Origin of the sequence: Micromonospora sp. NPDC005203, from assembly GCF_042872705.1 — a bacterium.
Lineage (GTDB): Bacteria > Actinomycetota > Actinomycetes > Mycobacteriales > Micromonosporaceae > Micromonospora.
In genome coordinates, this window is the sequence record NZ_JBIAKV010000008.1 from 93316 (window position 1) to 118671 (window position 25356).

General features: G+C 71.2%; 28 protein-coding genes. 21 read left to right on the top strand and 7 right to left on the bottom strand.

Features of this window, described 5'->3' with window-relative positions:
• The first annotated feature begins 116 nt into the window (after positions 1–116).
• The 5 genes from ACFYPM_RS19085 to ACFYPM_RS19105 all read left to right on the top strand — a co-directional run bounded on the left by ACFYPM_RS19085 (position 117) and on the right by ACFYPM_RS19105 (position 3534).
• A complete protein-coding gene (locus tag ACFYPM_RS19085) occupies positions 117–527 on the top strand; it encodes a DUF2267 domain-containing protein (protein ID WP_387198325.1) in 411 nt (136 codons plus the stop codon).
• Positions 528–731: 204 nt separating this feature from the next.
• Entirely contained in the window at positions 732–1757 is a 1026-nt protein-coding gene (locus ACFYPM_RS19090) for a TerC family protein (protein ID WP_387198328.1), read from the top strand.
• Positions 1758–1833: 76 nt separating this feature from the next.
• Positions 1834–2433: a sulfite oxidase-like oxidoreductase gene (locus ACFYPM_RS19095; protein ID WP_387198331.1), complete on the top strand. Its 600-nt coding sequence runs from the start codon at positions 1834–1836 to the stop codon at positions 2431–2433.
• A 7-nt stretch (positions 2434–2440) separates the two neighbouring features.
• A complete protein-coding gene (locus ACFYPM_RS19100; RefSeq protein ID WP_387198885.1) occupies positions 2441–3205 on the top strand; it encodes a ferredoxin reductase in 765 nt (254 codons plus the stop codon).
• A 35-nt stretch (positions 3206–3240) separates the two neighbouring features.
• Entirely contained in the window at positions 3241–3534 is a 294-nt protein-coding gene (locus ACFYPM_RS19105; RefSeq protein WP_357239179.1) for a DUF6510 family protein, read from the top strand.
• Between the two features lie 143 nt (positions 3535–3677).
• On the opposite strand, the gene ACFYPM_RS19110 is transcribed toward ACFYPM_RS19105, so the two are convergent.
• Positions 3678–4394 carry an MBL fold metallo-hydrolase gene (locus ACFYPM_RS19110; protein ID WP_387198335.1) on the bottom strand — a complete coding sequence of 239 codons (717 nt, stop codon included), beginning with the start codon at positions 4392–4394 and terminating at the stop codon, positions 3678–3680.
• 110 nt (positions 4395–4504) lie between these two features.
• Here ACFYPM_RS19110 and ACFYPM_RS19115 point away from each other — a divergent pair, with 110 nt between their 5' ends.
• The 3 genes from ACFYPM_RS19115 to ACFYPM_RS19125 all read left to right on the top strand — a co-directional run bounded on the left by ACFYPM_RS19115 (position 4505) and on the right by ACFYPM_RS19125 (position 6441).
• Positions 4505–5059 (top strand): TetR/AcrR family transcriptional regulator, encoded by a 555-nt coding sequence (locus ACFYPM_RS19115; RefSeq protein WP_387198338.1) that lies wholly within the window; start codon positions 4505–4507, stop codon positions 5057–5059.
• Complete coding sequence (locus ACFYPM_RS19120) at positions 5056–5478, top strand: hypothetical protein (protein ID WP_387198342.1); 423 nt, start codon at positions 5056–5058, stop codon at positions 5476–5478. The genes ACFYPM_RS19115 and ACFYPM_RS19120 overlap by 4 nt, the downstream gene beginning before the upstream one ends.
• A 237-nt stretch (positions 5479–5715) precedes the next feature.
• A complete protein-coding gene (locus ACFYPM_RS19125; protein ID WP_387198345.1) occupies positions 5716–6441 on the top strand; it encodes a VOC family protein in 726 nt (241 codons plus the stop codon).
• Between the two features lie 73 nt (positions 6442–6514).
• Here ACFYPM_RS19125 and ACFYPM_RS19130 read toward each other — a convergent pair whose 3' ends face one another.
• Positions 6515–7189 (bottom strand): NAD(P)-dependent oxidoreductase, encoded by a 675-nt coding sequence (locus ACFYPM_RS19130; RefSeq protein ID WP_387198348.1) that lies wholly within the window; start codon positions 7187–7189, stop codon positions 6515–6517.
• Between the two features lie 97 nt (positions 7190–7286).
• Between ACFYPM_RS19130 and ACFYPM_RS19135 the strand changes: the two genes are divergently transcribed.
• From ACFYPM_RS19135 to ACFYPM_RS19175, 9 genes are all read left to right on the top strand, one after another.
• On the top strand, positions 7287–7676 hold the full coding sequence (locus tag ACFYPM_RS19135) for a winged helix-turn-helix transcriptional regulator (RefSeq protein WP_387198350.1): 390 nt from the start codon (positions 7287–7289) through the stop codon (positions 7674–7676).
• Positions 7673–8221 carry a GNAT family N-acetyltransferase gene (locus ACFYPM_RS19140; protein ID WP_387198352.1) on the top strand — a complete coding sequence of 183 codons (549 nt, stop codon included), beginning with the start codon at positions 7673–7675 and terminating at the stop codon, positions 8219–8221. Before ACFYPM_RS19135 ends, ACFYPM_RS19140 begins: the two co-directional genes overlap by 4 nt.
• A 109-nt stretch (positions 8222–8330) precedes the next feature.
• Positions 8331–10007 carry a serine protease gene (locus ACFYPM_RS19145; protein WP_387198888.1) on the top strand — a complete coding sequence of 559 codons (1677 nt, stop codon included), beginning with the start codon at positions 8331–8333 and terminating at the stop codon, positions 10005–10007.
• Positions 10004–12283, top strand: coding sequence for a tetratricopeptide repeat protein (locus tag ACFYPM_RS19150; RefSeq protein ID WP_387198355.1), 2280 nt, complete (start codon positions 10004–10006; stop codon positions 12281–12283). The genes ACFYPM_RS19145 and ACFYPM_RS19150 overlap by 4 nt, the downstream gene beginning before the upstream one ends.
• Positions 12284–12309: 26 nt before the next feature.
• Positions 12310–13737, top strand: a complete 1428-nt coding sequence (locus ACFYPM_RS19155) for a VWA domain-containing protein (RefSeq protein WP_387198358.1) — start codon at positions 12310–12312, stop codon at positions 13735–13737.
• Entirely contained in the window at positions 13734–14855 is a 1122-nt protein-coding gene (locus tag ACFYPM_RS19160; RefSeq protein ID WP_387198360.1) for a hypothetical protein, read from the top strand. Before ACFYPM_RS19155 ends, ACFYPM_RS19160 begins: the two co-directional genes overlap by 4 nt.
• Entirely contained in the window at positions 14852–16258 is a 1407-nt protein-coding gene (locus ACFYPM_RS19165) for an ABC transporter substrate-binding protein (protein WP_387198363.1), read from the top strand. The genes ACFYPM_RS19160 and ACFYPM_RS19165 overlap by 4 nt, the downstream gene beginning before the upstream one ends.
• A 3-nt stretch (positions 16259–16261) precedes the next feature.
• Positions 16262–16624: a CU044_2847 family protein gene (locus ACFYPM_RS19170; protein WP_387198366.1), complete on the top strand. Its 363-nt coding sequence runs from the start codon at positions 16262–16264 to the stop codon at positions 16622–16624.
• A 182-nt stretch (positions 16625–16806) separates the two neighbouring features.
• Positions 16807–18108 carry an NAD(P)/FAD-dependent oxidoreductase gene (locus tag ACFYPM_RS19175; protein ID WP_387198369.1) on the top strand — a complete coding sequence of 434 codons (1302 nt, stop codon included), beginning with the start codon at positions 16807–16809 and terminating at the stop codon, positions 18106–18108.
• A 23-nt stretch (positions 18109–18131) separates the two neighbouring features.
• Here the strand turns inward: ACFYPM_RS19175 and ACFYPM_RS19180 are convergent, their stop codons facing one another.
• From ACFYPM_RS19180 to ACFYPM_RS19190, 3 genes are all read right to left on the bottom strand, one after another.
• Positions 18132–19226, bottom strand: coding sequence for an AI-2E family transporter (locus tag ACFYPM_RS19180; protein WP_387198372.1), 1095 nt, complete (start codon positions 19224–19226; stop codon positions 18132–18134).
• Positions 19227–19312: 86 nt separating this feature from the next.
• Entirely contained in the window at positions 19313–20101 is a 789-nt protein-coding gene (locus tag ACFYPM_RS19185) for a spermidine synthase (protein ID WP_387198375.1), read from the bottom strand.
• A gap of 115 nt (positions 20102–20216) precedes the next feature.
• Positions 20217–21194, bottom strand: a complete 978-nt coding sequence (locus ACFYPM_RS19190; RefSeq protein ID WP_387198379.1) for a DUF2267 domain-containing protein — start codon at positions 21192–21194, stop codon at positions 20217–20219.
• 202 nt (positions 21195–21396) lie between these two features.
• Between ACFYPM_RS19190 and ACFYPM_RS19195 the strand changes: the two genes are divergently transcribed.
• The 4 genes from ACFYPM_RS19195 (at position 21397) to ACFYPM_RS19210 (ending at position 23424) form a co-directional block, all read left to right on the top strand.
• Positions 21397–21711, top strand: coding sequence for a hypothetical protein (locus ACFYPM_RS19195; protein WP_387198382.1), 315 nt, complete (start codon positions 21397–21399; stop codon positions 21709–21711).
• A gap of 215 nt (positions 21712–21926) precedes the next feature.
• The gene (locus ACFYPM_RS19200) at positions 21927–22277 is read left to right on the top strand and encodes an STAS domain-containing protein (RefSeq protein ID WP_387198385.1); all 351 of its coding nucleotides are present in this window, start codon (positions 21927–21929) and stop codon (positions 22275–22277) included.
• 68 nt (positions 22278–22345) lie between these two features.
• Positions 22346–22792 (top strand): response regulator, encoded by a 447-nt coding sequence (locus ACFYPM_RS19205; RefSeq protein WP_387198388.1) that lies wholly within the window; start codon positions 22346–22348, stop codon positions 22790–22792.
• A 110-nt stretch (positions 22793–22902) separates the two neighbouring features.
• Positions 22903–23424 (top strand): ATPase, encoded by a 522-nt coding sequence (locus ACFYPM_RS19210; RefSeq protein WP_387198391.1) that lies wholly within the window; start codon positions 22903–22905, stop codon positions 23422–23424.
• A 30-nt stretch (positions 23425–23454) separates the two neighbouring features.
• Here ACFYPM_RS19210 and ACFYPM_RS19215 read toward each other — a convergent pair whose 3' ends face one another.
• Together ACFYPM_RS19215 and ACFYPM_RS19220 are read right to left on the bottom strand one after the other, a co-directional pair.
• Positions 23455–24306, bottom strand: coding sequence for a hypothetical protein (locus tag ACFYPM_RS19215; protein WP_387198394.1), 852 nt, complete (start codon positions 24304–24306; stop codon positions 23455–23457).
• A 600-nt stretch (positions 24307–24906) separates the two neighbouring features.
• Positions 24907–25332: an OsmC family protein gene (locus tag ACFYPM_RS19220; protein WP_357239095.1), complete on the bottom strand. Its 426-nt coding sequence runs from the start codon at positions 25330–25332 to the stop codon at positions 24907–24909.
• Positions 25333–25356: the final 24 nt, after the last annotated feature.

Genomic DNA, 25356 nt, shown 5'->3' on the forward strand with positions numbered 1-25356 from the left:
GGCGGTTACCCACCCGCCGGCCGGTCACGCCCGAACGGCGTAGGAATCCCGGCGCCGTTTCCGCCCCGCCGCCGTGGGTACCCGCCGACGCCGACGCGAGCCCAAGGGAGTACGCGATGAACTACGACACCTTCATCGACCAGGTTTCCCACCGCACCGCGACGTCCTCGCAGCGGGCGGTCGAGGTGACCCGTGCCGTCCTGGAGACGTTCGCCGAGCGGCTGACCGGCGGCGAGGTCCTGGACCTGGCCGCCCAGTTGCCGCAGCCGTTGCAACTGGTGCTCAAGCCGAGCCCGAGCACCGAGCAGGCGGACCGGTTCGGGGCGGCCGAGTTCGTCGCCCGGGTGGCGTTGCGCGCGGGGGTGCAGGAGCCGGCTGCCCGGGACGCCGCGCGGGCGGTCTTCACCACCCTGCGGGAGGCGATCACCGGTGGCGAGTTCGATGACGTCGTCACCCAGTTGCCGCGCGACTACCGGGGTCTCGTGGAGCAGGCGATGGCTCCGGGGGCGACACTGCGCCGCGCCTGACCGCGGCGCGCACAGCTGTTTACCAGGGCAACCATTGATGTCCCGCTTGGCGCGGGGATTCAGCAGGGCCTAACCTTGTCGTGCGAGGGGAGTACTTCCCACGAACCATTCCGGTCAGTACGGCGCGCCCGGCGTGCCTCGGGTGGTTGCCCATCAGGTGATGGGTGAAGGAGACCTCGAACATGACGGTGTTCGAGGAGAGCCATGATCGAAGTGTCTTATTTGTCCGCCGCCAGCGACCTGTCGTCGGTGGGCACGCCCATGCTGTGGGCGGTGACCATCATCGGCGTCATCCTGCTGCTGGTGCTCGATTTCCTGGTCACCCGCCGCCCGCACGAGGTGTCCATGCGGGAGGCCATCGGCTGGTCGGCGTTCTACGTCGCGCTGCCGCTCGCTTTCGGCGGCTGGATCTGGTCCCGCTACGGCTCCGACCAGGGCGTGCAGTACCTGACCGGTTACCTGGTGGAGAAGTCCCTCTCGGTCGACAACCTCTTCGTCTTCATGCTGCTGCTGGCCGCGTTCGCGGTGCCGGCCGTGCTCGCCCAGCGGGTGCTGCTCTACGGCATCGCCGGCGCGCTGGTGCTGCGGGCCATCTTCATCGCCCTCGGCGCGGCGGCGTTGCAGACCCTCGACTTCGCCTTCCTGCTCTTCGCGATCATCCTCATCGCCACCGCGGTGAAGCTGCTGCGTGACGCCCTCTCCGGGCACCAGCAGGAAGTCGACATCAACAAGATGCGCTCGGTGAAGCTGCTGCGCAAGATCATGCCGGTGGTCGACGAGTACCACGGCACGAAGATGACCGTCCGGCAGGGCGCGAAGCGGGCACTCACTCCGTTCGCCCTGGTGGTGGTGGCGGTGCTGGCCACCGACATCGTCTTCGCTGTCGACTCGGTGCCGGCGGTCTACGGCATCACCGAGGACCCGTACCTGGTCTTCGCCACCAACGCGTTCGCCCTGCTCGGCCTGCGGGCGCTCTACTTCGTTCTGCACGCGGCGCTGAGCCGGCTGGTGCACCTCAGCTACGGCCTGGCCATCATCCTGGCGTTCATCGGCCTCAAGCTGGGTCTGCACTGGGCGCACGGCATCTGGGACAGCGTGTGGGAGATCCCCACCGAGATCTCGCTTGGCGTGATCATCGGTGTGCTGGCGGTGGTCACCCTGACCAGCCTGCGCGCCACCCGGGGCGGCGACGTGCCCGAGGAGCGCGAGGTCGTCACCGAGCGGCACTGACCGCACCGCGCCGGCACGACCAGGAGGTACGCGGGAAAGCTCCCGGCCGGGCCGGCGCGGGTGGTACGACTGTGCAATGGGAATCGTGTCACCGGGCTTTCAGGGTCGGCCCCGAACGCAGGAGCCGGCCCTGCCACCCGGTCAGTACCTGACCGAGGACTTCCCGGTGCTCTCGGCCGGCCCGACGCCCCGGGTGTCCCTGGACACCTGGGAGTTCGTCATCGCCGCCGAGAACGGCAGCGAGCACCGGTGGTCGTGGCAGGAGTTGATGGCCCTGCCGCAGGAGACGCCGATGGTGGACATCCACTGCGTCACCCGTTGGTCCAAGCTCGGCACCACGTGGCAGGGCGTCTCCCTGGACACGCTGCTCGCCGACGTCGACACCGGCGCGCACTTCGCGCTGGCGCACTCCTACGGCGGGTACACGACGAACCTGCCGCTGGACGACCTGCGCGGCGGTCAGGCCTGGGTGGTGCACACCTTCGACGGCGCGCCGCTGCCCGCCGAGCACGGCGGGCCGGCCCGACTGCTGGTGCCGCACCTGTACTTCTGGAAGTCCGCCAAGTGGGTGCGCGGCCTCCGGCTCAAGACGATGGACGAGCCGGGGTTCTGGGAGACCGCCGGATACCACGACTACGGCGACCCGTGGCGCGAGCAGCGGTACCAGGGTGACTGAGCGCGCCGTGGCGACGAGCACCCAGCGCCGGACGCCCAACCGGTGGCAGGTCGGCCGGCTGGTGGAGCGCCGGGTGGAGACACCGAGCGCGCAGACCCTGGTGCTGGAGGTGCCGGACTGGCCGGGGCACCTGCCGGGGCAACACGTCGACCTGCGACTCACCGCGCCGGACGGCTACCAGGCGGCCCGGTCGTACTCGATCGCCGGGCCCGTGGTGGACGGCCCGGGTGGCCCACGCATCGAGGTGACCGTCCAGCGGGTGCCCGACGGCGAGGTGTCCCCGTACCTCATCGATGTCTTTGGCGCCGGCGACCCGGTGGAGGTCCGCGGACCGCTCGGTGGCTGGTTCATCTGGAGGCCCGAGGAGACCGCGCCGGTGCAGCTGGTCGCCGGTGGTTCCGGCATCGTGCCGCTGATGGCGATGATCCGGGCGCGGCGGGCGACCGGCAGCAAGGCGCCGTTCCGGCTGATCTACTCGGTGCGCACCCCGGGCGACGTGATCTACGCCGATGAGCTGCGCCGCCGGGTCCGCGACGACTTCGGCCTGGACATCGCGTACGTCTACACCCGCGAGGCGCCCGAGGGCTGGCGCGGCGAGCCGCACCGGGTCGGGTTGGCCGACGTCAACACGCACGGCTGGCCGCCGGACCTGGAACCGCTCACCTACGTGTGCGGTCCGACCGCGTTCGTGGAGACCGTGGCTGACCTGCTGGTGGGGCTGGGTCATCCGTCGCGGCGGGTCAAGACCGAACGCTTCGGCCCCACCGGCTGACCGCCCATCCGCTCCCGTAACGCCGAGGAGATCCGATGACCGAGATGTCGTACCTGGACGGCAACATGCTCGACGGCCCGATGCGTGAGCTGTTCACCGTGGACCTGAGCACCGCGATGGGCCGTTGCGAGAACTGCGGGACGACCGGCTCGATGGCCAGCCTGCACGTCTACTCGCACGCCCCGGGTCTGGTCGCCCGCTGCCCCTCCTGCGAGGAGGTGATGGTGCGACTGGTCCGTGGACCGGACCGGGCCTGGCTGGACCTGCGCGGCACCACGTACCTCCAGGTGCCGATGCCGATGGAACAGACGTTTCCCGGCCCGCTCTGAACGACCCCCGCGCGCGCCCGCGCCGCGCTCCCGCGCGGCATGATCAACTCGGGTTCATTGAACTCGCGGTGTCCGGATGTCCCGGATGCCCCGACCCCAGTGAAGCCGAGGTGACCTTACGGGGTGAACGCCGGCTGGCCGTTTCAGGCGCTGGCGACGGTCCTGATCGTGCGGATCGCCTCGGCGACCCCACCGGACCAGGGCGTGCCGTGGCCCGGTAGGACCCACGTCGCCTGAACGTCCTCGAGGTGGCGCAGCGACGCCAGCGCCTGGTGGGGGTCGTCGGTGAAGGGCGCGGGTTGTGGACCCCGCTGGCCGGTCAGCACGTGCCGGGTGGTCAGGGCGTCACCGACGAAGACGGCGTCGGCGATCGGCACGTGGATGGCGATGCTGCCCGCCGAGTGCCCGGGGACCGCGATGACGCGTGGCGCGCCGGGCAGGTCCAGCACCTGGCCGTCGTGCACGGCGACGACCTCGGTGAGGTGAGTGGTGCGAAGTCCGCCCTTGCGCATGGCGTACCAGAAGAAGCCGGCCGTGGCGCCGAGCTTCATCGTGCCCCACGACATGTCGGCCTTGACCTCGCCTCGCGCGCGGGCCGCGTCCGCCTCGTGCACGTAGATCGGCACGCCGTGGTCGCGCCGGAGCCGTTCGGCGAACCCGAGGTGGTCGGTGTCGCCGTGGGTGAGGACGACGCCGCGGATGTCGTCCACCGAGCGGCCCAGGTCCGACAGTTCGGCCCGCAGCTCGCGCCAGTGCCCGGCCAGGCCCGCGTCGATGACTGTCACCCCCTCGTCCGTATCGACGAGGTAGACGGCCACGATGTCGTTGCCGATGCGGCGCAGGTGCGGGGCGAGCCTCATCGCCGCACCCGTGTCGGGATTGCTATCGTCTGCATGAGGCTATGGTACGTAGCCATCATGGCTATGGTCAATAGCCATCGAATCCGACCCCCGGTCAGGAGGGAAGCGGCATGCCGACGCCCGATCGGACCTCCGTCGACGCCATCGTCCGCGCCGGGCAGGACATCCTGGAATCAGCGGGTATCGCCGGCCTGACCATGCAGGCCGTCGCCGACCGGGTCGGCGTGCGCGCACCGTCGCTGTACAAGCGGGTGCGAAACCGCGACGACCTGGTGCGCCTCATCACCGAAGCCACCATTCGCGACCTCGGGGAACGGCTCGCCGTGATCGTTGCCGGCAGCGACCCACGCCGCGAGTTGGCCGAGCTGGCCCGAGCCTTTCGCGCGTTCGCGCACGCCCGACCGCGGGGCTACCAGCTGATCTTCGCACCGCGATCCGACCTCGCCGGCCCCAGCATCGTCCTGACCCACGCCGTCGAACCCGTGCTGCGGGTGACCGCGAACCTCGCCGGCGAGGACCACGCCCTGGACGCCGCACGCACGCTCACCGCGTGGGCGAACGGATTCGTCAGCATGGAACTGGCCGGGGCCTTCAAGCTGGGTGGCGATGTGGACCAGGCATACGAGTACGGCATCGCCCGCCTCGCCGACGCGCTGGCCCGATGAACACCGCCCGATGGCGCGACGCGCCGCTCGTGGTCCGGCTGGTCGTGTCGGTCGCGGTGCTGGTCTTCGCCTACGGCGGCCTGGTGCATGTCGTCCAGTTGCTCGTACCGACGCTCCGGCCGCAGCTCGCCCTGCCGGGGTGGCTCACGGTCTATTTCGTGTCCCTGACGCTGTGGGATCCCGTCGCCGCGCTGCTCCTGGCGGCCCGCCGGGTGGAGGGGCTCGCACTGGGCTGCGCGGTGCTGGTGACGGATGCGGCCGCCAACTGGTACGCCAACTACGTGTTGGACCCGGCGGTCGGCATCACCCCGGGCCGGATCGGGCAGGCGGTCATCACCGCCCTCGCCGTCATCCTTGTGGCGCTTACCCCGTGGTTGGGCCGGTGGTTCGCCGCGGCCGGCCACCCGGATCGTCCGTGATGCGCTGGCGCACGGTGCGGTCGTACGCGTCCGAGTAAGACTCCACGGTGATGGTGCCCAGGGCGGCCAACTCCCCTCCACCGGCGTCGGCGAACAGCACGTCCAGTACTCGGCTGGTCCGCGCTCGGCGTCCCTGGCGGAGGCGCGGAAACTCGAGTGCGGGTGACCCGGCCCACCCCTAGGCTTCCGCTCCGACGGCCGGCGCGGCGTCCGGTCGCAGGGGGGATGGGCGAAGCGATGACTGCACACCTGTTCGCGATCTGCTTCGACGCACGCGAGCCGCTGCGACTCGCGCAGTTCTGGTCCGGGCTCCTCGGCCGAGACCTCGTCGACGATCCACGTGACGGCGTTCTGCTGCTGCCCGCCGGCGACCCCGACTTCCGGATCCGCTTCCCCCCGCACCAGCAGCCCAAGGTCGTCCAGAACCGGATGCACTTCGACCTGACGAGCAGCTCGCTGGAGGACCAGCGGCGGTCGGTGGCCAGGGCCCTGGAGCTCGGCGGACGACACATCGACATCGGCCAGGACCCGAACGACGATCACGTGGTGCTCGCCGACCCCGAGGGCAACGAGTTCGACGTGATCGGGCCGGGCAACAAATTCCTCGCCGACACCGGGCCGATCGGCGCCCTCGCCTGCGACGGCTCGCCGCAGGTCGGCCACTTCTGGAGCGCCGCACTGGGCTGGCCGCTGGTCTGGGACCAGGACGAGGAGACCGCGATCCAGTCGCCCCACGGAGGCACGAAGATCTCCTGGGGCGGTCCGCCGTACATGTCGAACGGGGGCCGGGACCGGGTCCGATTCGACGTCGCCGCGGGCGTCGACACCGACCGACCGGCGGAGATCGACCGTCTGCTGTCGCTCGGCGCGACAGTCGTCGACGCCGACCGCGGCGATATCGGCGGGCGGGTGTTGATGGCCGACCCGGACGGCGGCGAGTTCTGGCTCCGGACGGCACGCTAGCGCGGGTCCGAGCCCGCCAGCGCGGTCCCCGAGCCACACTCGACGGCTCTGCGGCCGGTGCCGACGGACCGGGTCAGTCGAAGACCGAGACGCGGGTGCGGTGGTGCCGAGGGGATTCGATCTCGTCGAGCACCGCGACCGCGAGGTCGGCGTACGACAGGGTGGTCGATCCGGACCGGGGCACGGTATCCCCGCCGAGCCGGTAGCGGCCCCGTCGTGGAGCCGCCACGTCCAGCATCGCCGGTGGGGTGAGCATCAGCCAGTCGACCGGGGTGTCCGCCGTACGGAGCCGGTCCAGTCCGGCGGTGTGCGACAGGGCGAACGGGCGGAGCCCGCTCGGGAACGCCGTGGGGTCGTCCAGGATCAGGCGGCCGTGCCCGTCGTGGAGGTTGGCGAAGAGTCCGATGAGGACGAGGCGACGGACTCCGGCCTCGGTCATGCCGTGCAGGAGCGCGTCGACGGCGTTGACGAAGAACGTGTCGTCGAGTCGGCCGAGGGCGGCCAGGGCCTCGGGTCCGGACGCGGGGCTGACCGCGCTGACCACGGCGTCGTGACCGTGGAGGATCGTGGACGTCGAGCGCGGGTCCGTGACGTCCCCGCGGACCACCGAGACGCCGTCCGCGGCGATGTCGTTGCTCGGGTCCGGATTCCGGACCACGGCGGTGACCCGATGTCCACGGGCGCGGGCCTCGGCGGTGATGGCCCGTCCCGCTCTGCCGCCGGCACCGAAGATGGCGATGCTGCTCATGGATTCGTCCCCCGTCTAGCTGTCGCTGCGGACCACGGGAACGGTATCTACGAGATACTGGTTACTACAAGGAAACGGGGATGGATGGGGGCATACCGTGACGGAGCTGGATCCCGAGATGTTCGACCCGATGTGCCCCTCCGGTGCCCTGCCCTTCCAGATCGGTGACAAGTGGACCGGGATGGTCGTGCTCTGTCTGCAGGGTGGTCGGCGTCGCTTCACCGAGATCCGGGTGCCACTTCGTGGCGTCACACCCAAGGTGCTGACGCAGACCCTGCGGGCGATGGAACGCGACGGCCTGGTGGTGCGCACCGCGTACCCGGAAAATCCGCCGCGCGTCGAGTACGAACTCACCGACCTGGGGCGCACGCTGCTGACCCTGATCGAGGCGGCGCGTGCCTGGAGCAAGGACCACCTTCCCGCCCTGCTCGACGCTCGGGAGGCGTCGACACGAGCGGCCTCGCCCGGCCCGAGTGGTCGGCCGTGAGATATCTGCGTACCGGTGGTCCCGCCGCGATCCGGCGGCCCCGGCCCACCGACTCCGACGAGTTCGTCGCCGCCGCCCGGCGCAGTCGGGACCTGCACCACCCGTGGTTGGTCGCGCCGTCCAGCCCGCAGGAGTACGACAACTACCTGAGACGGATCCGCCGCCGCGACAGCGCCGGCTACCTGATCTGTGACCGGGCCAGCGGTGCGATCGCCGGCTACGTGAACATCAGTGGGATCGTGCTGGGTGCGCTGCGCGGTGGTTACCTGGGATACGCGGCGTTCCAGCCGTACAGCGGGACCGGGCACGCCTCGGCAGGCGTGGCGCTGGTGATCGACCACGCGTTCCACACGGTCGGACTGCACCGCCTGGAGGCGAACATCCAACCGGGCAACGAACCGTCGCGCCGGGTCGCCCGCAAGCTCGGCTTCCGGTTGGAGGGCTTCTCGCCGAACTACCTGTTCATCGACGGCGCCTGGCGCGACCACGAGCGCTGGGCGATCACCGCGCCGAGCGGGTCCGGAGGGCGGCCGGACGGCGGCTGAGCCACGTCACATGTTTGACAATAGATCCCTACAAAACGGTATAAAAAGTTACATAAGCAATGACGAGCATCAACGGATATGGTCCGGCTCGATTACCCTCGGCGAGGTGATGGTCAGTCCCGGCAATGAGCCCTGGCCGGTCCGTGTCCGTGCCGAGCACGGTGAGGTGCTGGGCGCCGGGATGGCGCTTGATGACCGTCACGTTCTGACCTGCGCCCACGTCGTCGGCGCGGCCGGCGGTACCGACCTCCCCGACGCCGAGCCGGCGTGGACGGTCCTGGTCGACCTGGTCGGCCAACCGAACCGCCAAACAGTCCCGGCCCGGGTCGTACCCGGCTGCTGGTGGCCGCCCACAAGCGACGGACGGGACGACATCGCGCTGCTTGAGCTGGCAGACCCCGCGCCGCAGGGTCCGTTCGCGCCGTTGCGACGCATGCGGGGCACCTGGGACCGCCGCGTCATTATGTACGGCTTTCCGGAAACTCTGGAACACGGCGTGTACGTCGAGGCCAGGCTCACCGGTCGGTCCGGGGCGGGACGGGAACGCGTCCAGATGCTTTCGGCGACCACCGGCCCCCAGGTAAGCCCCGGCTTCAGCGGTTCGGCGGTGGTCGACGCGCAGACCGGGCACGTCGTCGGGATGGTGGTCAGCACGTACCGCGATGGCGGCCGTGTCCAGGACGTGGCCGGCGGCACCGACCCGGGCAGCGGCCTGTCGTGGATGATTCCGATCGAGACGATCCTGGGTCGCCTCCCGCGGCTCCGCGCCCAGGTTCCCGGCGAATCCTCCGTCGACGCACGCTTCCGGTCGACGGAGGACACCCCGGCGAATCCGAGGGTTCTCCGTCAGCTCGCGGACTTCTTCGGACGCCTCTCGTCCGACAACGTGCTCGTCATCGTCATCGACCACCGTGAGTCCGACGTCGCCGCAGCGGTGCGACAGGCGGCCGTGCTCTCCAGTCGGGAGCTGCGGCCGTCGATCGATCCCGAGAAGATCTCGGACGCTCCGCCGATCGGCAGCATCGACCTCGCGGTGGACGCGACGGACCGCAGCACGAAGGACGTGTCCCGGCGGATCGCCGACTGGGTCGGCGAAGCGGACGCTGCGAGCACGGCACCGGGCCACGACCCGGCCGCCGAGACGACGCCGCGCTCCATCATCATCAACAACATCGACGAGGCCGCCGAGCCCGACACGCTGCTGTCCGAGGTGGTGCTGCCGCTCGTCGACCAGGCGCCTGCCCGTGACCTGCGGATGCTGCTGACCTTTCGCGGCACGTCGATCCCGCTGCGCACCACGCTGCTGGTGAGCCGCGTCGCCAGCCTCCAGGCCACCGAGAAGGCCGTCCGCCGGGCATATCGCAGAGCAGCCGCCGTGGTCGCCGACGTGCCCCGGCTCCAGCCCAGGGCTATCGAGCTGCGGATCCAACTGACCAAGCTGCGGGCCGCTGCCGCCACCGTCGACGGCGACACCCTGGCTGCCCTGCTCGCCTCGACCGAGCGGGCCGCCGACCGGGCGCTGGGTGCGGCCGAGTCGGTCCGCCGGGAGATCGTGGCCCGGGAGGATCTCTGGTCCGAGCTGCACGGTCGGCTGGGTGCCTATCGCGCGATGGCCGTGCAGCACCGGCTCGCCGAGGATCCGGCCCTCGGCACGTCGTACCGCCGGGCGCACGACCTGCTGCTGACCGCGCCGTGCGATCTGGTGGCGGCCGAGGCGGCGGTACGCCAGTACACCGAGGCGATCTCGCACCGAACTGACGGCCGACGCGGAGGGGCCGGGTCGTGACCACACCATGCGACTGGCCAGGCTGCGCCGGTACGGTCGACGAGACCGGGTTCTGTGACGTCTGCGGCCTGGCACCCCGTGCCGCCGACAGCGCCAAGCCGGCCGCGACCCCGTCCCGGTCGACCGCTCGGGACGTCTGGACGGTGGCCAGCCTCGTCTCCCTACCGGTGCTGACCTTCTCGCCCGACGTCACGAGCACCCAACCGTTGCGGGTGCCCGACGAGTTCCGCTTCTGCCCCAAGGGCCACCCGGTCGGTCGGAGCCGGGGCGGTCGACCGGGTAGGGACAGAGGCTTCTGCCCCTACTGCCCGACCCCGACGCCGTTCACCTTCCTCCCCGGCCTCCGGGCCGACGACGTGGTCGCCGACCGCTACCAGGTGGTCCGCTGTGTGGCCCGTGGCGGGCAGGTGTGGGTCTACCTTGCCCACGACACCCACAACGACCACGTCGACGTCGCGCTCAAGGGTGTGCTGCACGCCGCCGACGAGGCCTCCCTGAAGGCCGCGGTCGAGGAACGACGGTTCCTCAACGCGCTGGACCACCCGAACATCGTCCGGAGCATCGACTTCGCCACCCACGACGACCCGGTCGCCGGCCCTACCGGCTACATCGTGATGGACTACCTCGACGGCATGTCGCTGCGCCGGTTGCAGCTCGCCGCGAAGGATCCACGACAGCTCGATGTGTCGCTGCCGATCGACCACATCCTCGCCTACGGTCACGAGATTCTCGCCGCACTCGACTACCTGCACCGGCGCGGGTTGCTCTACACCGACTTGAAGCCCGACAACGTGATGCGCACCGCTGACCGGATCAAGGTGATCGACCTCGGCGGGGTCCGCAAGGCCGGCAGCGGGGCCGAGGGGATCGTCCACTCCGTCGACTTCTCGGTCAGCAAGGCCGAGTATCAGACCCGGGGGCCGACCGAGCGCTCCGACCTGTTCTCCCTCGGTCGCACGCTTGAGGAGTTGTACCGGTCCCGCACGCCGGGCCCGGACAATCCGGGCGCGGCTCTGGACGCCCTCGGCATCGAGTCGTTCAACCGGCTGGTCGCCCGAGCGGTCCGCCAGGACTGGGACCGGCGGTTCGCCTCCGCCACCGAGATGTCCGAGCAGCTGCTCGGGGTGTTGCGGGAGATCCTGGCGGGCCAGCCGGACCGGCGCCAACCCGAGCCGATCTCCCTGTTCCAACCCTCCGCGCAGCTGCTGGACGCGGGCCTGGGGCTGGTCCTGCCACTGCGTACCTGGATCGGCGCGGGCGACGGCACGCTCCTGGACGACGGCCTGCCCGCCTCCGTCGACGTGGCCCTCGGCCTGGCAGTGCCGCGACTCGACCCGGACGACCCGGCTGTCAACGTGCTCCGCACGGTCGACGCGTCGGACGCCCAGGCCCTGCTGGGTGAGCTGTCGATGGTCGAGCAGACGTCGGTGGAGATCGAGTTGAGCAGGTGCCGGGCACACCTCGCGCTGGCCGATCCCGACGGGGCCGCCGCGAGGCTGGCGAGCGCCGAGACGTTGACCGGCACCCGAGCCGACGTCGACTGGCGGATCGCCTGGCACCGCGGGCTGCTCGCGCTCGCCGCGGACCGCATCGACGAGGCGGGGCAGCGGTTCGACGCGGTCTACAGCGACATCCCTGGAGAGGTCGCTCCGAAGCTCGCCCTCGGCTACTGCGCCGAGCGAGCCGGTGACGCGGCGAGGGCGGCCCGCTACTACGCGGCCGTCTGGCTGCGCGACCCCTTCCAGGCCAGCGCCGCGTTCGGGTTGGCCCGGCTCCGCCTGGCGGTGACCGACCGGGCCGGGGCTGTCGCCGTCCTCGACGAGGTGCCGGCGCTCTCCCGGCATCACGACGCCGCCCGGGTCGCCGCGGTGCGGGTGCTGTCGTCCCGGTTGCCCGGCGGCCCACCCGCCGCCGGTGAGGTCAACCAGGCCGTCCACCGGCTGGCCGGGCTGAACATCGACGGCGAGTCGCGGGACCGGCTGACCACGGCGATCCGGGAGATGGCGCTCGACCTGAACTGCGCCGGCGGTGCCGCCGATCTGGCTGGTGGTCCGGTGCTGGGCGAGCCGCCGACCGAACGCGCCATCCGCGCGTTGCTGGAGAGGTCCTACCGGGCACTGGGCCAGCAGGCCCGACACGCCGATCTACCCGAACCGATGACGGCGCGCTCGGGCCGCTTCCGGCTGGCCGGTCGTACCGGCGACACTGCCCGCCGCGCCGCCCATGACGTGCTCGTCGACCGGGCGAACGCCGTCCGACCCCACAGCCGATGGTGACCCGACCCGGAACGGAGCGTGAATGGGTGGATACCGCACTGCAGTTCGACCTGGAAGTCAACCAGAACAAGTTTCTTCCCGTGGGCGGCCGGGAGATGCACGCGGTCCTCTCGGTGGCCGGACAGGAAGCGGCGGCAGCGGACGATCAGCCGGCCCGGACGGATCCGTCCCGGCTGGTCGAGGTGCTGGTGATCGACTGCTCCGGATCGATGGCCGACCCACCGACCAAGATGGCCGCCGCGCAGCAGGCCGCCGCCTCGGCCATCACCGTGCTTCCGGATGGTGTCCGGTTCGCGGTGATTCAGGGGACCCATCAGGCGAAGGTTGTCTACCCGGCGACCCAGACGCTCGCGACGGCCTCGCAGGCCACCCGGAAGGAGGCCCGCGCCGCGGTCGCACGCCTGAGCGCCAGCGGCGGGACGGCGATGGGCAGTTGGCTCGCGGCAGCCCGGGACCTGCTCCCGTCCTCCGCGCCGACGATCAACCACGTGCTGCTGCTCACTGATGGCATCAACGAGCACGAGACCGAGGAGGAGTTGGGGCGCGTCCTGCGCAGCTGCGCAGGACGGTTCGTCTGCGACCCGCGCGGCATCGGCGAGGGTTGGCACCCCGCGGACCTGCTCCGGATCGCCGCCGCGCTGCACGGCACCGCCGAGGCGGTACGGCGGCCCGGCGACCTGGCCGTCAGCTTCCAGGAGTCCGTTCTCGCCGCGCTGACCAAGCTGCTGCCGGACGTCCGGATCCGGCTGCGGATGATGCCGTACGCGGAGCTGGTCTTCTTCAAACAGAGCAGCCCCACCATCCAGGACCTCACCGGGTACGCCGACCGGGTTGACGAGCGGACGTGGGAGTTCGCCACTGGCTCGTGGGGTGCGGAGCGCCGGGATTTCCACCTCTGTCTGCGGCTCGAGGCGCCCGACGACATCCTGGAGCAGGACCGGTTGGCCGCCCGGGTCGACCTGGTGGTCGACGGGGACCTGCGGGCCACCGCCGCGACAGTCCTCGTGAACTGGACTGTCGACATGGCCAAGTCGGCCCGGATCGACCTGAGCGTCTCCCAGTTGACCGGGCAGGAGGACGTCCGGCAGGCCATCAACGCCGGCTGCGACGCGTACGACCGGGGTGACCGGGTCGAGGCACACGCACAGTGGGCCCAGGCGGTGGCGCTGGCGTCCGCGGCCCGGGACGACGCCGCGCTGGAGCAACTGCGGCACCTGGTGGACATCGAGCCCAACGGCGTCGTCCGGCTCAAGGAGGAGCTCAGCCAGACCGACATTAAGGTCAGCATCGTCGGCTCGGTGCGCAACCCGACGCACCCACCGGCGCCACGGGGGCCGGCGGTCGCGGAGAAGATCTGCGGCGCCTGTCTGGAGAGTTCGCCGGAGGGCTCGGAAATCTGCGAGAACTGTGGCACGCCGTTCACCGACGATCCGTTGGCGAGAGTGCGGGCATGACGGCGGACGCGCGTACGCCGCCGTGGGTCAGCACCACCCGGCGGACCCTTGTTCGCCTGCGGGGGTGGCTGCTCGGGATCACCGCAGTCACCCTGGCGGCCAGTCTGGCGGTCGTCCTCGGTGTCGCCCGCAACGCCGACGTCGCCGCGGAACGATCGGTGCCGGCGATCCTCGCCAGTTACGACGCACAGGACGCGCTGCGAAGCGCGCACCTCGCGGCGGTGGACAACCTCGGCGACGGTGGTGTCGTCCTCGGCGTCGGCGGCCCCGGAGTGGATTTCCAGCGCCAGATCGCCGCCGCCGGCCAGTTCCTCACCCTGTTGGCGGAGAACAACGCGGCCGGCGACGCCGGCACCCGGGACATCCAGACGATCGAGGCGCTGCTGGTCACGTACACCGGGCTCATCGGCCAGGCCGACGCGCGCCTGCGGGACGCCGAGTTGAGGGCGCTCGGGGTGGCCCTGCTCCGGGACGCGGCGAGCCTGTTGGACGACATCCTGGTCCGGATCATGGACCTGCGGGGCAAGCAACTGCTCGCTTTGGACGACCAGGTGCACAACTGGTGGACGAACACGCTGACCGCGGCCGTCTGGTTGCTGCCGTTGGTCGCGCTCGGTGTGCTGTTGGTGCGGACCCAGGTGTATCTGACCCGCCGCTTTCGCCGGGCGGTGAACGTCCCCCTGTTGCTGGCCACTGTCGCTGCGGTGGGTTTGGGGGCCCTCACCGCGCTGAGTCTCTGGTCGGCGTGTCGGCTGGACCAGACCCGAGCGGGCGTCGTTGTGGTGCACGACAGCAGGCAGTGGCAGATCAGGGACGCGGGCTTCCGGGCCGCCGACGGCCTCGCGGTCGAGGTGCAGGCGCAGTGTCAGATCGGCTGCGAGGCCAGCATCGGGGAGCTGCGCAGCTTGTACCCGTTGCCGTCTGCGTCCCCCTCGCCATCCCCGTCCTCGACGCCGAAGGATGCCGAGGCCGACGAGGCCATCACGGCCGATGCCCGCGACGCGGCCGGCAGACGCTGGATCGAACTCGCCCTGCCGCTGCTCGCGCTCGGCATCGCGGCGCTGGTCCTGGAGGGCTTTCGTCCCCGCCTGGCCGAATATGGAGAGCGATCGACATGAGGCAGTCTGGACGGACGGCCCGGAGGGCGTTGGCGATGGTCACGGTGCTGATCGCCGGTGTCGCGCTGAGCGGGTGCTTCGCCGAGCCGGCTCCGGAGGTGACGATCTTCGGCTCCTGGACCGGGGCCGAAAAGACGGAGTTCGAGGGGGTCCTCAAGAAGTTTGAAGAGGAGCCTGATATCAAGAAGCTCCGTATCAAGACCCACTACGAGGGGCACCGGGATGTCAGCCAGGTGCTCCAGGTGGGGATCGAGCGAGGTCGACCACCCGACGTGGCGGTCCTTCCCCGCGTCAACGATCTGCAACAGTACGTCAATGCCGGCCGGCTGGTGTCGCTGACCGCCGTGCTCGGGGCCGACGCGGCGGTGACTCCACAGTTGATCAATCTTGCCCGGCGGACCGAGCCGTACGGCGGCGATGCCACCTACGGCGTCGCGATTGCCACCCACCTGAAGAGCCTGGTCTGGTACGACCCGGCCAAGTTGGGCCCGACGCCGCCGCAGACCTGGCAGGAGATGGTCGACCAGACCAGGCGCACCATCGGTGACCAGCAGGTGCGTTGGTGCCTCGCCATGAGTTCCCCGCCGGTCTCCGGTTGGCCGGGCACCGACTGGATCGAGGACATCCTGTTGCACCGGTCCGGCGCGGGGGTATACGAGCGGTGGACGCGCGGCGACCTCTCCTGGACGTCGGAGGAGTTCACCGGCGCCTGGACGACCTGGGGTGACCTGCTGGCTGACTCGTCGCCGGGGACGGACCGAGCCAGCCTCTTCACCACCTTCGAGATGGCGGCGAAGGGCCTGTTTCCGGGCGGGGCGACGGCGGACGGGAAGCCGACGGAGTCGTCCGCCGCGAAGGGGTGTCACCTGGACCACCAGGGTTCCTTCGTGATCCGTGAGTACCGGAAACGCCTCGCCGAACTGCCCGCCCAGGCGCCGGGCGGCCTGCCGCCGTTCACCTTCTTCCCGACACCGCCGCTGCCCGGCCCGCAGGCCAACTCGCCGCTTCAGGAGGTCTCCGACGATGTCGCGGCGATGTTCCGGGACACCAGGCCGGCCCGGCTACTGATGAGGTACCTCGCCGGGGAGGTGGCACAGGAGACTCGGCGCGAGAAGGCCGACGGGGTGGCCTTCAGCCGGCGGGCGACACCAGCGGAGGAGTACGAGGACCCGGTCACGAGGGCTGTCGCGCAGCGACTGAGCACCAGCACGTTGTGCTGGGACGGGTCTGACCTGCTGCCGGCCACGATGGCCACGGCGTTCGAGCGGGCGGTCATGGTGTTCCTGAAAGATCAGACGCGCCTGGCCCCTTTGCTCGATGAACTGGAAGCACTTCGACAAGCGGTGCCTGAGTCCGAGTGGATGAGTCTCGGGTGCGTGCCGGCGGGGCAAGAGGAGACGTGAACGATGACGGAGCTGCGCAGATTCGATCTCGACGGTGGCGGCTCGGTGGTGGTCGAGGTCGACGGTAGGGCCGGCGTGACCCCGGCCGGCAACGCCGGCAAGGTGGTCCGTGAGGCACGGGCGACGTTCGACCGGGCGCTCTCGGAGGTACGTGATGCCGCCTCCGCCGCGCTCGGACAGTTCCAGTCGATGGCCCACCGTCCGGACGAGGTCGAGATCTCCTTCGGGGTGCAGTTGACCGCGGAGGCCGGCGCGGTGATCGCCCGCACCGGCGTCCAGGGTCAGTTGACGGTCACGGTGCGCTGGCAGCGGCCACCACACGGCCCCACCCCACCGCACCCCGAGGCACCTGTTTCGCCGCAGTGATCAGGAGGTTCGCCCCCCCGAAGTCAGGCCAGGGGCCGTGCGCCGGTGTCGTCTGATCCCATCGCGGCATCCTGCCCATCGACGGTGCTGTCTGTCTATGTCGCTGCTCGCGGATGTTTCGCCGCTCGCACCCGAGCGGCGGTTCCACGTTTGTCCTGGGCTTCGACGGGAAACGGCCCGCAATGACGAAACCTCGTGTGGTGATCGTGGGGGCCGGGTTCGCCGGTTACCACGCGGCGAAGACGTTGAGCCGAATCGCCCGTGATCGGGCCGAGATCGTGGTACTGAACTCCACCGACTACTTCCTCTACCTCCCGTTGCTGCCCGAGGTGGCGGCCGGGGTGGTCGAGCCCAAACGGATCGCGGTGCCGCTGACCGGGACGCTCAAGGGCGTACGTGTGGTGGTCGGCGAGGCGGACCACGTCGACCTGCAGAACCGGTGGGTCGGCTTTACCCAGGCGGAGGGGGAGAAGAACCGGTTGGCGTACGACCGGCTGATCCTCGCCGTGGGCAGCGTCAACAAGCTGCTGCCGATCCCGGGGGTGACCGAGTACGCGCACGGCTTCCGAGGTCTGCCCGAGGCCGTCTACCTGCATGATCACATCGTCCGGCAGGTCGAACTGGCCGAGCAGGCCGAGGACCCGGCCGAGCAGCAGGCCCGTTCCACCTTCGTGGTGGTCGGAGCTGGTTACACCGGCACCGAGGTCGCCGCGCACGGGCAGCTGTTCACCGACGCGCTGCACGCCCAGCGGCCCCGGCTCACGGTCCGGCCGCGGTGGATGCTGCTCGACGTGGCACCGCGGGTGCTGCCCGAAATGGACGAGCGGATGTCGAACACCTCGCACCGGGTGCTCAACCGCCGGGGTGTGGACGTGCGGCTGGGCACCTCCGTGGCGGAGGCGACCTGCGACGGGGTGAAGCTCACCGACGGCGAGTACGTGCCGACCTGCACCCTGGTGTGGTGTGTGGGGGTGCGCCCCGACCCGTTCGTCAACGAGTTGGGCCTGCGCACCGACCGGGGGCGGCTGGTGGTCGACGAGTTCCTCAACGTCCCCGGCTACCCGGAGGTGTTCGCCTGCGGCGACGCCGCCGCGGTGCCCGACCTGGTGAATCCGGGGAAGATCTGCGGGATGACGGCTCAGCACGCGCAGCGGCAGGGCAAGCGCGCGGCGCACAACATCGCCGCGTCGTACGGCTTCGGCAAGCGCAAGCCGTACAAGCACCACGACCTGGGTTGGGTCGTCGACCTGGGGGGCAAGGACGCGGCGGCGAACCCGTTGCAGGTCAACCTGGCGGGGTTGCCGGCCAAGACGGTCACCCGGGCGTACCACCTGATGGCGATGCCGGGCAACCGCACGCGGGTCAGCGCCGACTGGGTGCTCGACGCCGCACTGACCCGCTCGGCGGTCCAGTTGGGCCTGGTCCCGGCGAACGCGGTGCCGTTGGAGAGCACCACACCCGAGGTCGCGTCCCGAGCCCGCTGAGGGGAAGCCCGCGCTCCGGCCGGTCAGCCCCGCGGGGCGGGACCGGCCGGTCGCCGCGCGCCGGGACCGGCCGGTGGGGCGGGCCGCAGCCGGCGCGGGCCGTACTCGCGCAGCAGGGCCTGGATGATCCCGGCGGCGGGGATGGCCAGCAGCGCGCCGAGCAGACCGGCCAGCTCCGCGGCGAGCAGCACGCTGACCAGCACGGTCAGCGGGTTGAGCCGGACCGCCCGGGACAGGATCAACGGCTGGAGCAGGTGGTTCTCCACCTGCTGGTAGACCACGAAGAAGACAAGCACCACCACCCCGGCGCTGGGGGAGTGCAGGAAACCGGCCCCGGCCGCGATCACCGCGCCGAGCGTCGCACCGACAAGCGGTACCAGGTCGGCCACCGCCACCAGCAGGGCGATCACGGCCGCGAACGGCACGCCGGTGAGGGCCAGCACCACGTAGGTCAACACCCCGCAGATGACGCTGATCAGCAGGTTGCCGGTGAGGTAGCCAGTGACGGTGCGCGACACCTCTCGGCCCACCCGGCGCAGCCGCTCACCCTGACCGTCCCCGGCCGCCGCGAGCAGGCCGCGGGTGATCCGCGGCGCCTCCAGGACCATGAGGTACGCCAGCACGATGACGGTGACCAGCCCGGCGACCGTCTCGACGACGCCGCGCAGCACGCCCACCGCGGGTTGCCGCAGTCGGCTGCCGAAGTCGCGGAGCTGGTCGGAGTGCTCGCTGACGTAACGCCGCGCCCCGGTGCGCTCCAGCAGTTGCCCCAGCGGGCCCCGACCGGCGCGGGCGTCGTGCAGCAGGCCGGGCGCCCGGTCGGCGAACCGGGCCAGTTCCCCGGACAACGGCACCAGGATCAGCGCGGCCAGGATCGCCAGCAGCACGAACGCGACGAGGAACACCAGCAGCGTGGCCAGCGAGCGCCGCCGCACGAGGCGGCGTTGCACGCGGTCGACGAGGGGTTTGAGCGCCACGGCGAAGAACGCGGCGACCACCGCCCAGACCAGCACCCGGCGGGTCGCGTACACGAGGACCAACGCGAGCGCGGTCGCGAGCAGCAAACCGATCACGATCAGGGTCCGGCGGGCGGTCGCCCGGTCGTCGGCGGTGCTCATCCGCCGCGTCTTCCCCGCACTCGCCGGCAGAAACCCGGCATTGCGGACGGAGAGGTCGCTCTGGTCCTTGCGCGCGGGCCAGCCGCTCAGCCGCGCTCGTCGGCGTCCGTGACGGGGTGCGCGCCGGCGACGAACGTGTCGAGCGCGGCGGCGTGCAGCAGCCCGCCCGGCACCGGGTCCCGCAGGGCGGCCACCGCCAGTCGGCCGACCGGCAGCCCGGCGGGTCGGGACGTCGCGGCCAACACCAGGTTGCCGTACCGACGACCGCGCAGCATCCGCCGGTCGCCGAGCACGCACACGTCGGCGAAGACCGCCCGCAGGGTGGCCACCTGCACCCGGGTGGCGACGAGTGGCGGCAGGTCCGTGACGTTGACCAGGACCATGCCGTCGGGGCGCAGGACGCGGGCCACCTCGGCGGCGAACTCGACGGTGCGTACGTGCGGGGGCATCCGGGCCGCCCGGTAGATGTCGGCGATCACCAGGTCGTGGCAACCGGCCGGGGTGGCGCTGAGCGCGTCCCGGGCGTCGGCGACCTCCACCCGTACCTGCGGCGGCAGCGGCGGCAACTCCCGGGCCACCAGCGCGACCACGGCTGGGTCCCGCTCGACGACGCGTTGCGGGGAGCCCGGGCGGGTGGCGGCCAGCCAGCGGGGCAACGTCAACGCGCCGCCGCCCAGGTGCAGCACGCTCATCGGGACGCCCGTCGGGGCGGCCAGCTCGACCGCGGCGCCGATCCGTCGCACGTACTCGAAGTGCAGGTGGCGGGGATCCTCGACATCCACGTACGACTGCTCGACCCCGGCGGACAGCAGGATCCGCCCGGTCCGCCGGACCGGGTCGGCGACCAGCTCCAGCCGGTCGGCGGCGCGGTTCATGACCGGCACGCTAGCTCAGGCCGACGATCCAGCCGGCGTGCGGCCCGGCACGGCCGACGGGCCGGCGGAGCGGGAGGTCCCGCGTCCACCGGCCCGTCGGTGCCGCCGTAGCCGATCAGCTGCCGGCCATCCCGGCCCCCACCTCGTCGATCGCGTCGTCGATCCGGTGGGCGAGGTCCACGTCGAGCGCGGTCACCCCGTTGGCCTGACTGGTGCGCACGGTCAGGACGGCGGCGGTGTCTCCCGGACGTCCGATGCTCGGTCCGCGCCCGTTGTCCCGGCGCATCCGATCGAGCCGGTCGAGCACCCGGTCCAGGTTGTCCGGCGGCAACGCGACCACCCGGTGCAGACCCTGGGTGTCGCCGGCCCAGTACGGCAGGTCGTCCAGCGCCGCGTCGACCGCGTCCGGGTCCAGGGTGGGCGTGGTGGTGGAGGCGCCCACCAGGCCGCCGCCAGCTTCCGGTGGGTTCAGCAGGTCACGCAACCCGTCGGGTACGTGCAACGACTCGACGAGGTCGCCATCCCGCGCGGCGAGCGCGGCGATCGTCGCCTCCGCCTGGTATCGGGCCTGCTCGGGGGTGTTGCCACTGATCCGGCCCACCTCGGCGAGGAAGCCGGGCAGGTCACGGTGTCGCTCGATGCCGTCGACGGGCAGCACGTCGTGCAGCGACGCCGGCACCGCCGCGAGCAGGCGTTGCCGCTCGGCGGCTTCCAGGGCGAAGGCGAGGACGAGCACGGTCGCCTCGGTGCCCACCTTCGCCGTCTTGAAGTCGACCCCGGCCCGACGCCGGACCTCGTCGACCAGGTCGTGGTAGCCCATGCTGCTGACTCCGGCCGCGCCGGTCGGCGGGGACGGCTGCGGCCTCGGATTGTCGGCGCTGCCGACCGGCGGCGGCGCCGGCCCGCCGCGCGTACTGTCCGGCTTGTGCGGTCCGGCCGCCGGTGGACCGGATCGCCTGCTCTGGTCCAGGCTCGTGAGTTGCTTGGAAGCGCTCAGGCTGGCACCGATCTCGCTGGGCTGGCGACCCTGTTCGCGGGCCTGCCGGGCCAGCGCCCGACGCCGCTGGTTGTCGCCCTCCATCTGCTTACGCATGGTGGCACCCCTTCCGCTGGGGATCGTGGGCTGTGTCAGCCGCCTTCCCGCCGCCCCGGGAGCCGAAACGGGCGCCGTCGGGGCGGGTCGGCCCGGCGTCCGCGACGCTTCATCCGGCGGGGGTGAGGGGTGCTCACCCGCTCGGCGCGCACGGTCGGGTCAGGACCGAGGTTCTTCCGAGGTACGCGGAAGGTTGGTCGTCATGAAGCAGATCGTCGAGATCGTCCCCGCCCGCCGCGGCTGGTACGCCCGCTGGCAGCTCACACCCGAGGTCACCAGGTGTTACCCGGTGAGCCTGTGGGCGCTGCTGGAGGAGGCCGACGGGACCGGCCGTGAGGTCATCGGGATGGACTGCATCGGCCAGTGGCCCGGCGCGGACGACAACGAGGCGGGTGGGCAGTTCGTCCGCTACCTGTACCAGACGCCCGATTCGGGAGAGCCCGAGGACGTCGATCGGGCCCCGACGGGCGAGCTGCGCGAGAACGGACCTCGACTTCAGCCGATGACGACGCCCTAGCGACATTCCTCCGGCCCCCGACCCCAGGTCCCAGGGTCGGGGGCCACCCCGGCTGCCCGGAGGCGGCCGGGGTCGCGTCGGGCTGCCCGACGCGAACCGCTGAGAGTCCCCCCGCCGACGTCGCTGTCGATCACCGCGCCCTAGGGCCCACGCGGCGACCCTGCGTATACTTGCCGCACTGCAAATGTCCACCTGCGGGTGGAGCGAGGGGGAGAATGGTGACGTTCAGCGTCAGCTACGTCGAGCGTGACGGCGGTGGCGCCTGCCTGCGTCTGGCGGGTGAGCTGGACATGAGCACGTCCCCCGAGCTGACCGCCGCGATCGACCGGCTCATGGCCGGCAGCGAGTCCCGGGTGCTGCTCGACCTCACCGACCTCACCTTCTGCGATTCCACCGGGATGGCGGTGTTCGTCCGGGGGGACAATCAGGCCGCGGCCGACGGTGGGTGGCTCCGGCTCATCGGCGCCAACGGCCGCGTCGAGCGGGTGTTGCGGATGACCGGTCTGGCCGACGTGTTGAGCTACGAACCGGAATCGGTCGACCCCGCGTCCCACAGCGCCTCCTGATGGGCTAGATTTCCCCGCCAGCGCGGTGACCGTCAGGTCCCGTCCCCGCCGACCCGAGGCAGGTAGTGATGGGCGCAGACAGCCCGCAGCCGGTACGCATCCTGGTGGTCGACGACGACCCCGGTGACGTACTGATGATCGAGGAGGCGTTGTCGGACTCCGACGTCGACAAGGTCATCAACGTGGTCAGCGACGGCGAGGAGGCGATGGAGTTCCTCCGCGCCGAGGGCCGGCACGAGCAGGCCCGGCGGCCGGACGTGATCCTGCTGGACCTGAACATGCCCCGGATGGACGGTCGGCAGGTGCTCAGTGCGGTCAAGCAGGACGAGGACCTGCGGACCATCCCGATCGTGGTGCTGACCACGTCCAACGCCGACACCGACATCGTCGGCAGCTACACGTTGCAGGCCAACGCGTACGTCACCAAGCCGATCGACCTGGACGACTTCAACGACGTGGTCCGCCGCATCGACGAGTTCTTCGGCCGGGTGGTCGTGCTGCCCAAGCGCATCTGACGCGCCCCCGTGCGCGCATGCTGAACATTTTTCCCGAACCCCCTCGGTCGTCACCGTCGCGGCCGAGGATCCAGAAGGGGAAGTAACAGCGGCTGCCTGGGGGCGACGGGATGAGGTTCTCCATCGTTGAGACCGGTTACGACACGCGGCAGGTGGATTCCTGCCTGGACGAGTTGGGGATCCGGCTGTCCCGGCTCGCGGCGCGCGCCGAGGGTGCCGCCGACGCCTCCGGCGAGTGGGACGAGATCCGGCAGGAAGCGGCGTGGCTCAGCGGGCTCCTCCAGCGACTGGACCTCGGCGACACCGCCGTCACCCGGGACGCCTCCGCGGGCGAGCGACGGGCGGCAGCCGAGATCCTGGCCCAGGCCCGTGCCGAGCTGGACGAGGCCCGCGCGGAGGCACGACAGGTACGCGAGCAGGCGTACGAGGAGGCGGTGCAGGCCCGGCGCGACTTCGAGGCGGCACTGTACGTCCGGCGGCGGCGCGAGGCACGGGTGGACCAGCTCCTCGGTCAGGTGACCGAGGATCAGGTGCCCGCCGACACCCCGACCGCGGCTGCCGGCCTGGCAGGGCGCCGGGTGGAAGTCGGCGGGCTGGACGCGGGTGCGGAGCCGCCCTCGGGCCGTCGCTGACAGCGGCCGGCGCGGAGGTGGATGGTCGGGTCAGGTGGTGAGCGCCGCCGCGACGGTGGACGCCCGGTCCTCGTGCTGGGCGTACGCGTCGGGGTAGGCGGAGATCTGCACGGCCTGGGCGGCGGCGGTGACGCTCATGTCCTGCCAGCCGGGGACCTCGTTCAGCGCGCTGTAGAAGGCCCGCGCGGCGTACGACGGGCGCATCAGCTCGGCCACCGTGCCCCAGCCGCTGCTGGGTCGTTGCTGGAACAACCCGAGCGAGTCGTGGTCGGAGCCGCTGCCCTGGTTCGGGTAGTCGGCCGACTCGGGGAGGACGTCGCTGGCCAGGTTGTAGAGGTTGCTCTCCTGCATCGCGGTGGCCAGGGCCACCACCAGGGCGCGACGCGGCATCTTCATGTCCCGGCCGACATCCACGATGATCTTCGCGTTGTCCATCTGTGCCTGGTCGAGACCGGCCACCGGTCGGGGTCGGCGGGGCTTGACCGGCTTCTTCGGCGCCTTGCGGGCGACGGTGGGCGCGGGGGTCGGCGTCGCCGTCGGGGTGGGCAGGACCCGCGCGGGGGCGAGATCGCGGTCCAGCGACCGGGAGGCGCGCTCGTCGGCGACGGCGGCGCGGTCAGCCACCGCCTCAGCGAGGGGCTCCACCGAGCGGGCCGGCTCGTCGTCGTTGCCCCGGGCGGTGGCGACCGCGACGAGGCTTAGGCAGCAGGTGACGCCGGTGGCCAGGGCTACCCGGATCGGGGTCGAGCCCAGCAGGGGCCGCCGGGGCGGTTCGGGGACGCGGTGCCGGCCGATCGTCCGTTCGGTTGATGCGACGTCGCCCGATGGGGTGCTCGGATGCGCGTCGGTCAGCTTCTGGTCGGAGAGGTCGTCGGGATGCACCTGACGAGGTTAAAGACCCAATTGCTCGAATTCGCCTGCCCGTGCGGTGGCCTGCGCCACAATTTGCCCCGATCCGGGGGATTGCCGGGGGCGAAGGTGGCGCAAAACCTCACAACCTCGCGGATCGGGCCAGACCGGCATTTCCGATTGGCGGTGCGAAGGTGGTCAGGCGTCCGGGTCGCCGTGTTGAGGCGTGCCGTCTAGGAGGCCTCACCCCTTCGGGTGAGGTCCCCCTCGACGGAACGGGCCAGGCCGGTCTGCGCGCCCAGTCCACAGGGATAGACGTCCCCCCACGTCCTTTGCTCTGCTGCAACCGACGCAATGCCACCTGTCCGCTATCCGGACACCGGGTGTTGCGCGGGTTGAAGCAGAGCAAAGGGGCCACCCAGGGCCCCAGGCCACCCGAGCACGACGGCTGCTGGAGCAGCCCGAGCACGACGGCTGCCGGAGCAGCCCGAGCACGACGGCTGCTGGAGCAGCCCGAGCACGACGGCTGCCGGAGCAGCCCGAGCACCCGTCCCGGCGCCCCCGAGGGGCCGCCGGGACGTACGAGGGGGCGCCGACAGGCCGTCGCCTGACGTTGAATCGTTCGGCCAGACCTCAGTGTCGACCGTTCTCCGCCGGTGTGACGGTCAGCCGATGCCGGCTCGTGTCGCCGCTGGAGAACGGCCAGAGCCGGTCCGCGTACTCCACCAGGTCGGCCAGTTGATCTCGGCTCAGGCCGGCGGACGAGATCGAGGCGTGCACGTCGGCCCGGTACAGCCCGTCGTCGTCGCGCCCCAGCTTCGCCTCCGCCCGTACCTGCACGGTGTGCGCCTCATTGGTGATCTCCCCGGCCGCCTCCACCGCCGCGTGATGCAGGCAGGACGCGAAGGCGGCGGCCAGCAACTGCTCTGGTCTCAGCCCCGTGCAGTGCGCCGCCAGCGGCGAGGCCAGCGGGGTGGAAAGCCCGCCATCGTCGGTGCGTACGTGACCACCCTCGGCGGTCGCGGTGGCCTCACGCAGCCAGGAACTCTGATCCGGCATCGCGTTTCTCCCGTCGCTCGGCAG